13 protein-coding genes are annotated in these 13,039 nt (G+C 65.4%); 11 read left to right on the forward strand and 2 right to left on the reverse strand.

Going from position 1 to position 13,039, the window contains the following annotated elements; genetic code table 11:
- Nucleotides 1-115: 115 nt before the first annotated feature.
- The 11 genes from D3F03_RS14890 to D3F03_RS14940 all read left to right on the forward strand — a co-directional run bounded on the left by D3F03_RS14890 (nucleotide 116) and on the right by D3F03_RS14940 (nucleotide 11,278).
- Nucleotides 116-598, forward strand: a complete 483-nt coding sequence (locus D3F03_RS14890; RefSeq protein ID WP_119110268.1) for an Lrp/AsnC family transcriptional regulator — start codon at nucleotides 116-118, stop codon at nucleotides 596-598.
- 140 nt (nucleotides 599-738) lie between these two features.
- On the forward strand, nucleotides 739-1,467 hold the full coding sequence (locus D3F03_RS14895; protein WP_119110269.1) for a GNAT family N-acetyltransferase: 729 nt from the start codon (nucleotides 739-741) through the stop codon (nucleotides 1,465-1,467).
- A gap of 76 nt (nucleotides 1,468-1,543) precedes the next feature.
- Nucleotides 1,544-2,422, forward strand: coding sequence for a CorC family transporter (locus tag D3F03_RS14900; RefSeq protein ID WP_119110223.1), 879 nt, complete (start codon nucleotides 1,544-1,546; stop codon nucleotides 2,420-2,422).
- Complete coding sequence (gene lnt, locus D3F03_RS14905; protein WP_425453146.1) at nucleotides 2,422-4,020, forward strand: apolipoprotein N-acyltransferase; 1,599 nt, start codon at nucleotides 2,422-2,424, stop codon at nucleotides 4,018-4,020. Before D3F03_RS14900 ends, lnt begins: the two co-directional genes overlap by 1 nt.
- A 115-nt stretch (nucleotides 4,021-4,135) precedes the next feature.
- Nucleotides 4,136-4,675 (forward strand): 3-hydroxyacyl-[acyl-carrier-protein] dehydratase FabA, encoded by a 540-nt coding sequence (fabA, locus tag D3F03_RS14910; RefSeq protein ID WP_119110225.1) that lies wholly within the window; start codon nucleotides 4,136-4,138, stop codon nucleotides 4,673-4,675.
- Nucleotides 4,672-5,892 carry a beta-ketoacyl-ACP synthase I gene (fabB, locus tag D3F03_RS14915; RefSeq protein ID WP_119110226.1) on the forward strand — a complete coding sequence of 407 codons (1,221 nt, stop codon included), beginning with the start codon at nucleotides 4,672-4,674 and terminating at the stop codon, nucleotides 5,890-5,892. Before fabA ends, fabB begins: the two co-directional genes overlap by 4 nt.
- A gap of 129 nt (nucleotides 5,893-6,021) precedes the next feature.
- Nucleotides 6,022-6,942, forward strand: coding sequence for a glycine--tRNA ligase subunit alpha (gene glyQ / locus D3F03_RS14920; protein ID WP_119110227.1), 921 nt, complete (start codon nucleotides 6,022-6,024; stop codon nucleotides 6,940-6,942).
- A 16-nt stretch (nucleotides 6,943-6,958) separates the two neighbouring features.
- Nucleotides 6,959-9,091 carry a glycine--tRNA ligase subunit beta gene (glyS, locus tag D3F03_RS14925; RefSeq protein ID WP_119110228.1) on the forward strand — a complete coding sequence of 711 codons (2,133 nt, stop codon included), beginning with the start codon at nucleotides 6,959-6,961 and terminating at the stop codon, nucleotides 9,089-9,091.
- Nucleotides 9,088-9,720 carry a hypothetical protein gene (locus D3F03_RS14930; protein ID WP_119110229.1) on the forward strand — a complete coding sequence of 211 codons (633 nt, stop codon included), beginning with the start codon at nucleotides 9,088-9,090 and terminating at the stop codon, nucleotides 9,718-9,720. The genes glyS and D3F03_RS14930 overlap by 4 nt, the downstream gene beginning before the upstream one ends.
- 16 nt (nucleotides 9,721-9,736) lie before the next feature.
- Complete coding sequence (gene gmhB, locus D3F03_RS14935; RefSeq protein WP_119110230.1) at nucleotides 9,737-10,306, forward strand: D-glycero-beta-D-manno-heptose 1,7-bisphosphate 7-phosphatase; 570 nt, start codon at nucleotides 9,737-9,739, stop codon at nucleotides 10,304-10,306.
- A 39-nt stretch (nucleotides 10,307-10,345) separates the two neighbouring features.
- Complete coding sequence (locus D3F03_RS14940) at nucleotides 10,346-11,278, forward strand: M48 family metallopeptidase (RefSeq protein WP_119110231.1); 933 nt, start codon at nucleotides 10,346-10,348, stop codon at nucleotides 11,276-11,278.
- Nucleotides 11,279-11,310: 32 nt separating this feature from the next.
- Here D3F03_RS14940 and D3F03_RS14945 read toward each other — a convergent pair whose 3' ends face one another.
- Both D3F03_RS14945 and D3F03_RS14950 read right to left on the reverse strand, forming a co-directional pair.
- A complete protein-coding gene (locus tag D3F03_RS14945) occupies nucleotides 11,311-11,982 on the reverse strand; it encodes a histidine phosphatase family protein (RefSeq protein ID WP_119110232.1) in 672 nt (223 codons plus the stop codon).
- A 66-nt stretch (nucleotides 11,983-12,048) separates the two neighbouring features.
- Complete coding sequence (locus tag D3F03_RS14950) at nucleotides 12,049-13,032, reverse strand: threonine dehydratase (RefSeq protein ID WP_119110233.1); 984 nt, start codon at nucleotides 13,030-13,032, stop codon at nucleotides 12,049-12,051.
- Nucleotides 13,033-13,039 lie beyond the last annotated feature (7 nt).

Genomic DNA, 13,039 nt, shown 5'->3' on the forward strand with positions numbered 1-13,039 from the left:
CGCGTTCTTTTTTGTGAACAGAATTGTTTCTGTGGCGCTGGGCGCTGCGTATTCGGACATACCCGTGGTGCCGCACGTCGCGCATACGGAACGTGAGTCGATAAAATCCTGCGCCATGCAAACCAAAGACGCACTCGACAAGCTGGACCGCGCGATCCTGCGCTCTCTGCAAGCCAATGGACGCGAAACTTACGATGTGATCGGCGAGCAGGTGGGGCTCTCGCCCAGTGCCGTCTTGCGCCGGGTCAAGCGCCTGGAAGAAGCCGGGGTAATCGACCGCTATGTGGCGCTGGTCAAGCCAGAGTCGGTGGGCTTAGGGCTCACCGCCTACCTCAACGTGCGGCTGGAAAAGGCCACCGAGAGCCACAAGCGCAACCCGATGGATGTGTTTCGCGCGGCGGTGCAGACTTGGCCAGAAGTGGTCGAGTGCGCTTCGCTCACCGGCGAAATGGACTACCTGCTGCGTGTGGTCGTGGCCGATATGGCGCATTACAGCCGCTTCATCATGGAGACACTGCTCAAGCACCCCAGCGTGCAGGATTGCAAGACCAGCTTTGTGCTGGACCACGTCAAGGCGACGACGGCGGTACCTGTCTGACGGCCTTTCACGCCTGCCTCTTACTTGGAGGTGTTTTGGCAAGCATTTGATTTCATTGGAAATTTGGCTCCATAGTCTAATTTGTTGCACCGCAGCAAAAAATGCTTGGAAAGCGGAGGCAAAGCGCCTATATTGGCTCCATGACTGAAACCAAAGACTGGATCAAGGCGTCCTGGAACACGGGAATGGACCTGCTGCGGGTTCCCGCTGCCAGGCTGTCAGATGCCACGCGCAGTCCGCTCATGGTGCCCATCCGCTCCCTCGGCCCCGCGCACCGCGAGCGCATTGCCCAGCACCTGCTGGCGCTGGCGCCTGCCGACCGTTACCTGCGCTTTGGCTACGCTGCCCGCGACGAGCAGGTGCGGCGCTACGCCGAGCAGCTCAATTTCGACCGGGACGAGATTTTTGGCATCTACAACCGCCGCCTCGAACTGATCGCCATGGCCCATCTGGCGTACACCGACACCGCCGCTCATAGCGAATGCGCGGAGTTTGGCGTTTCGGTGCTGGAACATGCCCGTGGGCGCGGCTATGGAGCGCGCTTGTTTGACCGCGCGGCGATGCACGCCCGCAACGCCGGCGTGCGCATGCTGTTCATCCATGCGCTCTCAGAAAACACGCCCATGCTCAACATCGCGCGCGCGGCCGGGGCGCGGGTGCGGCGCGAAGGCCCGGAATCCGAAGCGTTTCTGGATCTCGCGCCAGCCAGCCTGGACACGCACATGGCCGAGGCGGTGGAGCAGCAGTTTGCCGAGTTCGACTACCGGCTCAAACAGCAAGCGCACCAATTCTGGCGGTTCCTGTGCGGGCTGCAGGCAATGCGCACCGGCGCGATCCAGAATACCGCCGGCCAAAAGCCTGAAGAATGAGGCGCTTGGAGTCTCTGCCTGTCCAACACTACACTAGGGCCCTGATCCACTACCGCATGTCCTGCATCCAAAGGCAGTGTCCGAACCGCATCCCGCGCGCGCGCTTGACAAGGAAGACAAGCGCACCTTCTTCAAGCGACTCGTCGAATTCATCCATCCGGGTCCTGATTCCATTGACGAGCTCGTCGCCATTCTTTCCGAGGCCGAGGACAACGAGCTGATTGGTCCCGAGTCGCGCGTGATGCTTGAGCGCGTGCTGCGCATGGCCGATCGCACGACGGGCGATGTCATGGTCGCCGCCCCCCGGATGGACCTGCTCGATATCGATGCGCCCATGGACGAGTTGCTGCGTCTGGTCATCAACACGGCGCATTCGCGGTTTCCGGTGTACCAGGGGGAGCGCGAAAACATCATCGGCGTGCTGATGGCCAAAGACCTGCTCAAGCTGCAGCGCTCGCCCGATCTGCACATTCGCACGCTGCTGCGCCCGGCCACCTTCGTGCCGGAAACCAAGGGCCTGAACGACTTGCTGCGCGAGTTTCGCAGCAACCGCAGCCATCTCGCTGTGGTGATTGACGAGTTTGGTCGCGTGGCCGGGCTGGTCACCATTGAGGACGTGCTGGAAGAAATCGTCGGTGAGATTGAGGACGAGTTCGATATTCCCGAGGATGACGGCGATATCTTTGCCCTGGCCGATCGCACCTACCGTGTCAGCGGCGATACCCCCGTGGAACGTGTTGCCGAGGCGTTTGGCGTGACGATCGCCAGTACGGACCCCGAGGATGAGTTCGACACCATCGGTGGCCTCATCGCGCATGAAATGGGCCATGTGCCCAAGCGCGGCGAGCATCTGCAGTTTTGCGGCCTGCATTTTGTGGTGCTGCACACCAAGGGCGGCGCGGTGCGCTGGTTCAAGGTGACTGGCGCCACGCAAGACCTCGCCCGGCCAGATTGATGCCGATGCGCGCGCGCGGCGGCATTCTGCCTGCCTTGCTCGCCTGCGCTGCAGGCCTCGCGCAGGCGGCATCGCTGGCCTGGCCGGGCAGCGGTCAACCGGTCTGGGGTTTGCAAATCCTGTCGCTCGCGGTGCTGGCGGCGCTGCTGCAGGCGGCGCCCAGGCCCCGCAGCGCGGGTGCGCGGGCCTGGTGGTTTGGTACCGCCTGGCTGAGCGGCACGTTCTGGTGGTTGTTCATCTCGCTGCACACCTATGGTGGCCTGCCCGCGCCGCTCGGGGTGCTGGCGGTGGCCGGGTTGGCGGTGTTCCTTGCGTCGTACTACGCGATCGCGGGCCTGCTCTACCGCGCCCTGGCGCCTGCATCGCGCCTGGGTGCTGCGCTCTTGTTTGCCGGGCTGTGGTTGCTCGCCGAACTGGCGCGCAACACCTTGTGGACGGGGTTTCCTTGGGGCGCTGGAGGTTATGCGCACGTGGATGGGCCGTTGGCCGTACTGGCGCCGCTGGTCGGCGTGTACGGGATTGGTTTCGTAGCCGCGTTCCTTGCCATGCTGCTGGCGCGCTTGCACCTTGCCGATGCGCGAAGCGGCCGTGCCTGGCTGCTGCTGGCGGTGCTGGCCTTGGGGCTGGGCGGACTTTATGGGTGGCACGATCGTTCGCGCGGCGATTCCGCCCCGGCGCATGCACCGCTCACGCTGGCCTTGCTCCAAGGCAATATCCCGCAGGATGAAAAATTTCAGCCAGGCAGCGGTGTTCCCACGGCGCTGCACTGGTATGGGGAGCAACTGGCCCACGCCGATGCCAGCTTGGTGGTGGCACCCGAGACGGCGCTGCCGCTGCTGCCGCAGCAATTGCCGCCGGGTTATTTGGAAGCGATTGCGCGGCGCTACAGCCACGGCGAACAGGCGGCACTCATCGGCATTCCACTCGGCGACCTCAAGACGGGTTACACCAATTCGGTGTTGGGCTTTGCGCCGGGCCGCAGCGCGCCGTACCGGTACGACAAACACCATCTCGTACCCTTTGGGGAGTTCATTCCCCCCCTGTTTCGCTGGTTTACCGAACTTCTCGATATTCCCTTGGGTGACTTCGGGCGCGGCCCGCTGGGCCAAGCCAGCTTTGTCTGGCATGGCGAGCGGATTGCCCCCAATATTTGCTACGAAGACTTGTTTGGTGACGAAATCGCAGCGCAGTTTCGCGTGCCCGAGACAGCGCCCACGGTGCTGCTCAATCTGAGCAACATTGGCTGGTTCGGCACGGGGCTGGCCATCGACCAGCATCTTACGATCAGCCGCATGCGGACACTGGAATTCGACCGACCCATGGTGCGCGCCACCAACACCGGCGCTACGGCGGTCATCGACCATCGCGGTGTGGTGACGCACCGTCTCGCCCGTGCGACACGTGGCGCGCTGTACGCAAGCGTGCAGGGGCAGGGCGGTGCGATCACCCCCTTTGCCTGGTGGGCGGCGCGCTGGCGTTTGCAGCCCTTGTGGATTTTGGGGGCTATCTGCGTGTTGGTCGCATTCTTTGTGCGTGGTAACCGCGCAAGAAGAAGCCGCAAAGCGTCTCTACAATCGGGGCTAGACGTATCCATCTAAAAATGCACTTATTGCCTGACTTGGCGCCGTGGCTCCGGGCGACGCAGTCCCGCCAGGCGAAGGGCATCCCTACCGAACGAAGGCCTTGCCTGCGCAGGCCTGGAGCACGATTTTCATGGCAGATTCCTTTTCGTACGAGCAACTGATCGCCTCCGGCGAGGGGCGGCTTTTTTCGCCCGAAAGCGGGCGCCTGCCGCTGCCGCCCATGCTGATGTTCGATCGCATCACGCATATCGACAGCGAAGGTGGCGCGCACGGCCTGGGTCTGATTCGCGCTGAACTCGACGTGCGGCCCGACTTGTGGTTCTTTGCCTGCCATTTCCAGGGCGATCCGGTGATGCCCGGCTGCCTGGGGCTGGACGCCATGTGGCAACTGATTGGTTTCTACCTGACGTGGCTGCAATTGCCGGGAAAAGGCCGTGCGCTGGGCGCGGGCGAGGTGAAGTTCACGGGCGAGGTGGGGCCTGACGTCAAATTGGTCACCTACGAAATCAATATCAAACGGGTCATCAAGCGCAAGCTGGTGATGGCCATTGGCGACGCCCGCCTGTTGGCGGATGGCCAGGAAATTTACGTGGCAAGCGACCTGCGTGTCGGCCTGTTCAAGAAGGACGACGCCTCGGTGGGTGCCCCAGCGACAGGAGAGACTCCATGAAACGGGTGGTGATCACGGGCACGGGCATCGTCTCGTGTATTGGCAATGACCAGGAGGCAGTGACTGCATCGCTGCGCGAAGGAAAATCCGGTATCCGCGCTATGCCGGAGTTCACCGAATTCGGCCTGCGCAGCCAGGTGGCGGGCGTGCCGCAGATTGATCTGGATGCGCTCATCGACCGCAAACAGCGCCGCTTCATGGGCGATGCCGCGGCCTACGCCTATGTGTCCCTCAAGAATGCCATTGCAGAGGCGGGGCTCACGCCCGCGCAGGTGTCGCATCCCCGCACCGGCCTCATCATGGGCTCGGGCGGCGGCTCGCCGGCCAACCAGATCGAGGCGGCCGACACGCTGCGCAGCAAAGGTATTCGCCGCGTCGGGCCTTACCAGGTGACGCGCTGCATGGGTTCGACCGTGTCGGCCAACCTGTCGACGGCGTTCGCCATTAAAGGCGTCAATTTCTCGATCACCTCGGCTTGCAGCACCTCTGCCCATTGCGTGGGCATGGCAGCGCAGCAGATTGCTTTTGGCTTGCAGGATGTGATGTTCGCAGGTGGCGGCGAGGAGCTCTCCTGGGGCCTGGCACTGCTGTTTGACGGCATGGGGGCCATGTCCAGCAAATTCAACGACACGCCCGAAAAGGCCTCGCGTCCTTACGACACCGACCGCGACGGCTTTGTGATTGCTGGGGGCGGCGGCGCGCTGGTGCTGGAAAGCCTGGAGCATGCGCAGGCGCGCGGCGCCCACATCCTCGCCGAGCTCGTGGGCTTTGGCCTGTCGTCCGACGGCGAAGACATGGTCGCCCCTTCGGGCGAAGGCGCCATTGCGTGCATGCGCCAGGCCATCGCTAACGCGGGTGGCGGCCCTATTGACTATGTGAACATGCATGGCACCTCCACTCCCGTGGGGGATGTACCCGAACTGCGGGCGCTGCGCGAAGTCTTTGGCGATGCAGTACCACCGTTTTCTTCGACCAAGTCGCTCACCGGCCACTCCCAAGGAGCGACGGGCGTGCAAGAGGCGATTTACTGCTTGTACATGCTGCAAGGCGGCTTCATCGCCGGTTCGGCCAACATCGAGAACCTGGACCCAGCGGCTGAAGGCATGCCGATCGTGCGCGTGTCGCGCGATGCGCCGCTCACCACCGTGTTGTCCAACAGCTTTGGCTTTGGCGGCACCAACGCCAGCCTGGTGCTGCGCCGCTGGGACGGCGCCTAAGACCTCCAGCGCTCCTGTCGCGCCTGCAATCCCAGCGGCCGTAAAATCGTGGGTTTGGCGCGCCGCTTTGGCGTGCTGCGGGCATCGCCCGGCTTACTCTGGCGTGGTTGATTCCGCGCAGGACGCCCCATGTTGACCTTCCAGCAAATCATTCTCAAGCTCCAGTCTTACTGGGACGCGCAAGGCTGCGCGCTTTTACAGCCCTACGACATGGAAGTGGGTGCTGGTACTTCGCATACCGCTACATTTTTAAGAGCAATCGGCCCTGAACCCTGGAAGGCGGCCTACGTGCAGCCCAGCCGCCGCCCCAAGGACGGCCGCTACGGCGAGAACCCTAACCGGCTGCAGCACTACTACCAGTACCAGGTGGTCTTGAAGCCCGCGCCGAGCAACATCCTTGAGCTGTACCTTGGCTCGCTTCAGGCACTGGGCTTTGATCTGAAGAAGAACGACATCCGTTTTGTGGAAGACGACTGGGAAAACCCCACGCTGGGCGCATGGGGCCTGGGCTGGGAGGTCTGGCTCAACGGCATGGAGGTGACGCAGTTCACCTACTTCCAGCAGGTCGGCGGCATCGACTGCAAGCCCGCCACGGGCGAGATCACCTACGGTCTGGAGCGCCTGGCCATGTACCTGCAGGGCGTGGACAACGTCTACAACCTGACCTGGACCGAAGGCGCTGATGGCTCAAAGCTGACCTATGGCGACGTCTACAAGCAAAACGAGGTGGAGCAGTCCACCTACAACTTCGAGCACAGCGACGCCGATTTCCTGTTCACGGCCTTCAACGCCCATGAAAAGCAGGCGAAGCACCTGATGGAGCAGCGGCTGGCGCTGCCCGCCTACGAGCAAGTGCTCAAGGCCGCGCACAGCTTCAACCTGCTGGACGCACGTGGCGCCATTTCGGTAACCGAGCGTGCCGCGTACATCGGCCGCATCCGTAACCTGGCCCGTGCCGTGGCCCAAAGCTATTACGAGAGCCGCGAGCGCCTGGGCTTCCCCTTGGCGCCGCGCGAATGGGTTGCGCAAATGGCCCAGAAGGCCGCCTGAGGCTGGAGCCCACTTCATGACAACGAAAAATCTACTCGTCGAGCTCTTCGTCGAAGAGCTGCCCCCCAAAGCGCTGCAAAAACTGGGCGATGCCTTTGCCGGCGTGCTGTGCGAGCAACTCAAGGTCCAGGGCCTGGCGACCGCGGATTCGGTGCTCACGCCGTTCGCCTCGCCGCGCCGCCTGGCCGCGCAGGTGACGGCCGTGGCCGGCAAGGCCGCCGACAAGGCCGTGCGCCAAAAGCTCATGCCCGTCAGCGTGGGGCTGGACGCCGCTGGCACCGCCACGCCTGCGCTGCTGAAAAAGCTGCAAGCCCTGGGCGTGCAGGTATCTGACCCGGCTGCTGCGGTCGCTCTTCTCCAACGCGCGCAAGACGGCAAGGCCGAGGCCTTGTTCTACGACAGCGTGCTGCCCGGCGCTACGCTGCAGGAGGGGCTGCAAAAGGCGCTGCACGAGGCCATCGCCAAGCTTCCCATTCCCAAGGTCATGACCTACCAGTTGGAGACCGACTGCGAACTCCCCGGCTGGAGCAGCGTGCAGTTCGTGCGCCCCGCCCATGGGTTGGTGGCGCTGCACGGCAGCGACGTGGTGCCGGTCAAGGCGCTGGGGCTCACGGCGGGCAACCGTACGCAGGGCCACCGGTTTGAGGCGGCTGTCTCGCCCGTGGTGCTCAGGATTGCGGACAGCTATGCCCAGCAACTGCGCGATGAAGGCGCCGTCATTGCCAGCTTCGCCGAGCGCCGCGCCGAGATCGCGCGCCAGCTGGCTGCTGCAGCCGCAAAAGTGGGCAACGGCGCCCATGCCATTGAGGACGATGCCCTGCTCGACGAAGTCACTGCGCTGGTCGAGCGCCCCAATGTGCTGGTGTGCTCGTTCGAGCAGGAGTTTCTTGGCGTGCCGCAGGAATGCCTCATCCTCACGATGAAGGCCAACCAGAAGTACTTCCCGCTGCTGGACGCGGCCGACAAGTTGACCAACCGGTTCCTGGTGGTCAGCAACATCACCCCGGATGACCCAAGCCTGGTGATCGGCGGCAACGAGCGCGTGGTGCGCCCTCGCCTGGCGGACGCCAAGTTCTTCTTTGACCAGGACCGCAAGAAGACCTTGGCCTCGCGCGTCGAAGGCCTCGGCAAGGTGGTCTACCACAACAAGCTCGGTACCCAGGGTGAGCGCGTGGAGCGCGTGCGTGCCATTGCCCAGGCCATTGCCCATCAATTGGGCGATAGCGCACTGGTGCAACAGGCCGACCAGGCCGCATTGCTGGCCAAGACCGACCTCGTCACCGATATGGTGGGCGAGTTCCCCGAGCTGCAGGGCACCATGGGCCGCTACTACGCGCTCAACGATGGCCTGAGCGAAACGGTGGCGGACGCCATCGAAGACCACTACAAGCCGCGTTTTTCCGGCGACACCCTGCCGCGGAGCACCGTGGGCGTGGTCGTGGCGCTGGCGGACAAGCTGGAAACCCTGGTGGGCATGTTCGGCATTGGCAACCTGCCGACAGGCGACCGCGACCCGTTTGCGCTGCGCCGCCATGCACTGGGCGTGATCCGCATGCTGGTGGAGAAGAATCTGTCGCTGGATCTGAATGCGCTGCTTGCCAGTGCGGTACCTGCCTTTGGCGACAAGATCACGGATGCTGCACCGCAGGTGGCGGATTTCATCTACGACCGCCTGGCCGGCAACCTACGCGAGCAGGGCTACAGCGCGCAAGAGGTCGATGCCGTGCTGGCCCTGCGCCCGCAGCGCCTGGCGCTGGTGGAAAAGCAGCTTGCTGCCGTGCGCGCTTTCGCTGCGCTTCCCGAAAGCCCGGCGCTGGCTGCCGCCAACAAGCGCGTCTCCAATATCCTCAAGAAGGCCGGCGACGTCGATCCGCATGTCAACCCCGAGCTGCTGCAAGAAGCGGCCGAGCAGGATCTGTACGCCGCCCTGCAGCGTTTCGTCCCCGAAGCCAATGCACAGTTCGAGGCGGGCGATTTCACTGCGTCGTTGCAAACCCTGGCGGTGCTGCGTGCGCCGGTAGACGCCTTCTTTGACGATGTCATGGTGAACGCCGAGCAGCTCGACCTGCGCTTGAATCGTCAGGGTCTTCTCAAAAGCCTGCACCTGGCGATGAACCGCGTGGCCGACCTTTCCCGCTTGGCGGTATGAGCGCGGGCGCAGTGCCCCAGCCGCCGCGCGCTGGGGACGGGCGCCAGGCAGGGGTTGTCCTGGCGTTTGGGCCGCCCGCCCTGCTCGCTGCCGTACGGGCGTGGCTCGAATGGGTGGACGGCCGGCACGCGCCGGGCCCTGCGTTTGCGATTGCACCACTGCCGTCGTCGCCCTCGGCCTTGGCGCTGTTCCTGCCCTGGTTGCTTGCCGGCGTGGCGCTGGCGCTGATCGCCGGCCTGCTGTGGCTGTGGTGGCGACGCGGTGGCGCGCGGGCGGTGCGGCGGGTGCTGGTCGCTTTGTGGGTGCTGTTGTGGCTGGGCGGCGCGGGAGCGCTGTGGGTGTCGCACGCCAATACCGAGCAGTGCGCGCCGCTGCCCGCAGCCCAGGCGCGCGTGCTCGGGTTGCGCCCGCGCCCGCCCACGCTGCACCAGTTGGGGGGCAGCGAAGTGGTGCTGGAGGTGTCTTCTCTGGCCGGAGCGCAGCTCGTGCGCATTAACGACGAGGGCGTTGCGCTCTGGCACCCTGGGCAACGCCTGCGCGTGGTGCTGGCGCACGGCCGGTTCTACGGCCTGTACCTGACGGGCTGGGAAGCCGCAGAGACGGCAGAGACGCCCCCCGCCGTCCAATAGCCGGATAATCAGCCGCATGAAACTCGTGATTCTTGATCGCGACGGCACCCTCAACGTGCCGCCTGCTGGCGACGATTTTGTCGCCACGCCGGACGACTGGCAGCCGCTTCCCGGCGCGCTGGAGGCGGTGGCGCGCATCAACCGGCTGGGCTGGCATGCCGTGGTGGCGACCAACCAGCCGGGGCTTGGGCGGGGTCTTTTCGACGTTGCCACGCTGAACGCGGTGCATGCCAAGATACACCGGTTGCTCTCTGCCGCCGGGGGCCGTATCGACGCGGTGTTCTACTGCCCGCACGCGCCAGGCGAAGCGTGCAGTTGCCGCAAGCCGGCGCCCGGTTTGTTCGAGCAGATTTGCGAGCGCTATGGTCTGGCTCCCGCAGAAGTGCTGGTGGTGGGCGACAATGCCGATCACCTGCAGGCTGGTGCTGCCATTGGCGCGCAGCTGCATCTGCTGCGCAGCGGCGCCGAGCCGTCAGGCGACATGCCGCCGGTGCTGCGTACGCACCAGGACCTCTCGGCTTTCGCTGATTACTTGGCGCGCGAGGCGGAAAGTGACGCCGAGCCAGCCATGGTGCAAATCGCCTGAAGGTGCTGGCTCTCGGGCCCGATGGCAAGACCGCTGTCCATGCAGACCCTGATCCAGTTGGCGTTTGACTTCTTTGCGCCAGCGCCGCTGGCTGTACCAGGTGAGGCGCCGAAAAAATTCAAACGAAATAGGCCTCTAGCGCTTATTCCAAAAGCGGTTGCAGCTCCTGAATTGGAAGCTAAGAGGTCGCGGGAGCACGGCGCGGAGCTGTTTGCGCCCCTGGTGTTTCGGCACCCGCAGGCGCGCCGGGAGCTGCGCCTGGGCGACGCCGTGGTGGCGTACGCGCTGGTGCGTGCGCGCCGCCGCAGCATCGGCTTCACGGTGGGTGCGCAAGGCCTGTCGGTGCGCGCACCGCACGCCGTCACACTGGGCGCCATCGATGCGGCGCTGCAGGAAAAGGCCGGCTGGATACTGCGCAAGCTTGCCGAGACACGTGAGCGCGCCGCGCTCCAGGATGAGGCGCGCATCGTCTGGCGCGATGGGGTGTGCGTGCCATGGCTGGGCCAGTCGCTGTGCGTGCGGCTCGATGGTGCTGCTCCGATGGGTGGGCGGCTCGTCGCTGCGCCAGGAGGCATGCCGACGCTGCAATTGGGGTTGCCTGCCAGTGCCAGCCCCCAGCAGATCCGTGATGCGGCTGGGGCCTGGCTCGGGCGTGCAGCGCGCGCGCACTTCAGCGAGCGGCTCGACCATTTCGCACCGCGCATGGGCGTGCGCTGGCAGCGCCTGGCGCTCACCAACGCGCGCACGCGCTGGGGCAGCGCGCGCAGCGACGGCTCCATCCGGCTGAACTGGCGCTTGATGCACTTCGCACCCGAAGTGCTCGACTACGTCGTGGTGCATGAGCTCGCACACCTGCGCGTCATGGACCACAGCCCGCGCTTCTGGGCCGAAGTGGGCGCAGTCTTGCCCGATTACGCGCAGTTGCGCAGGCGCCTGCGCGAGGAGACTGCGCCGAGCTGGGAAGATGACTGAGCGCCTGACGGCCTGAACGGCGCAGCAGCGCTTCAGGCGTGTGTCACCCAGTCCGTGTGCTCGTTGCCGCCCAGGTGCGGCAGTGTGTTGAAGGTCTGCAGCATCAGGCGCTTGGGCGAAATGCTCATTTCCGTCACCGCGCTGTTGCGGATGCGCATGTTCAGGGCGATCGTCACCTCGGGTGCCGTACCGAGTACGGCCCCGACGGCGGCGGAAATCGGTCCGCCGCTGGAGACCAGGAGCACCTGCTGGCCGGCATGCCGGTGGCGAATGTCTTCAAGAACCGCATGCACGCCGGTGGAAAATTCGTCCCAGCTGGGCATGCCTGCCGGGCTCACCACACCCGCCATCCACTGTGCCAGGGCGTCGCACAGCAGGCGGAAATGGTGGCGGTAGCGCTCGGGCGTGTCGGGCCGCTCCAGAGGCTCGGTGCGCACGGCGCGAATCAGCGCCAGGCTGTCGTATTCGTTCAGGCCAGGCAGGCGCTGCGCGGCCGGGGCGCTCCCCAACCCCTCCACGATGCCCGCCAGGGTCTCGTCGTGCCGGCGCAGTGTGCCGCTGTACACGGCGTCAAAAGACTGCCCGCGCTCGCGCCAGAACTGCCCCAGGCGCAGCGCCTGGCGCTGGCCCAGCGGACTGAGACGGTCGTAGTCGTCGGCGCCAAACGAGGCCTGGCCGTGGCGCACCAAATGGAGTGTTCCCATGTGCCGAGTGGGCCAGAATCGGCCGCGCCCGTTTGTCGCGCGGGTGACCGGTGCGTGCGGCGCCCGCTACCGGGCAGCGGACGCGTGTTGCGCCAGCACACCAGCGAAGACCGCAGCGTCCACATTGGCGCCAGTGAGCGCCAGACCCACGCAGAGGCCTTGCAGTTGCGCGCGCTCCTGCAGGGCGCCCGCCAGCGCAGCAGCCCCGGCGCCCTCCGCCGTGTTGTGCGTATCGGTAAACAAGGCCTGCATGGCGTGCGCCACCTCGGCGTCGCTGACTTGCACGATGTGGTCGATGTGCGGCGCGATGATGGTCAGCGCCTGCGCGTCGGCCACGCGGCAGGCCATGCCGTCGGCCAGGACCGTGGTGACGGGCGCCTCCACCACCCGGCCCGCGGCAACCGAATCGGCGTAGGTGGTGGCGTGGCTGCTCACCACGCCGACGATGCGCACGGGGTGGTTCAGCGCCAGCTTGGCGGCAATCGCCGAGCAGGCGCCCGATCCCTGGCCAATGGGGACGTAGACGACGTCGAGCTGCGGCACCGCGCGCAGCAGCTCCCACCAGTAGGTGCTGACACCGCGCAGCAAGTCGAAGTGAAAGCTGGGCACCATGTGTGCGCCGCGCTCTGCGGCCAGTTGCATGGCGTGCTCGCGCGCCTCCTGAAAATCGCTGCCGTGTTCGACCAGACTGACCCCCAGCGCACGCATGGCCGCGTTCTTCTCCACCGAATTGCCATGCGGCACGACGATGGTGCAGGCCACGCCATGCTTGCGCGCCGCCCAGCCCATGCTCTGGCCGTGGTTGCCGCGGGTGGCGCTGACGACCTCGTGCGGCAGTGCGCCGCGCTGCGCCAGTTGGTCGAAATAGGTCAGACCGCCACGCACCTTGAAGGCACCCACAGGGGTGTGGTTCTCGTGCTTGACCCAGCAGTCGGTGCCCAGGCGCTCGCTCAGCAGCGCCCAGCGGTATTGGGGCGTGGCGGCAAAGTCGCGGTACACCACCTGGGCGGCGGCTTCAATGTCTTGGAGGGTGGGCAGGGTGTGGGACATGGTGAAT

The sequence above is a fragment of the Simplicispira hankyongi genome (genome assembly GCF_003570885.1).
Lineage (GTDB): Bacteria > Pseudomonadota > Gammaproteobacteria > Burkholderiales > Burkholderiaceae_C > Simplicispira > Simplicispira hankyongi.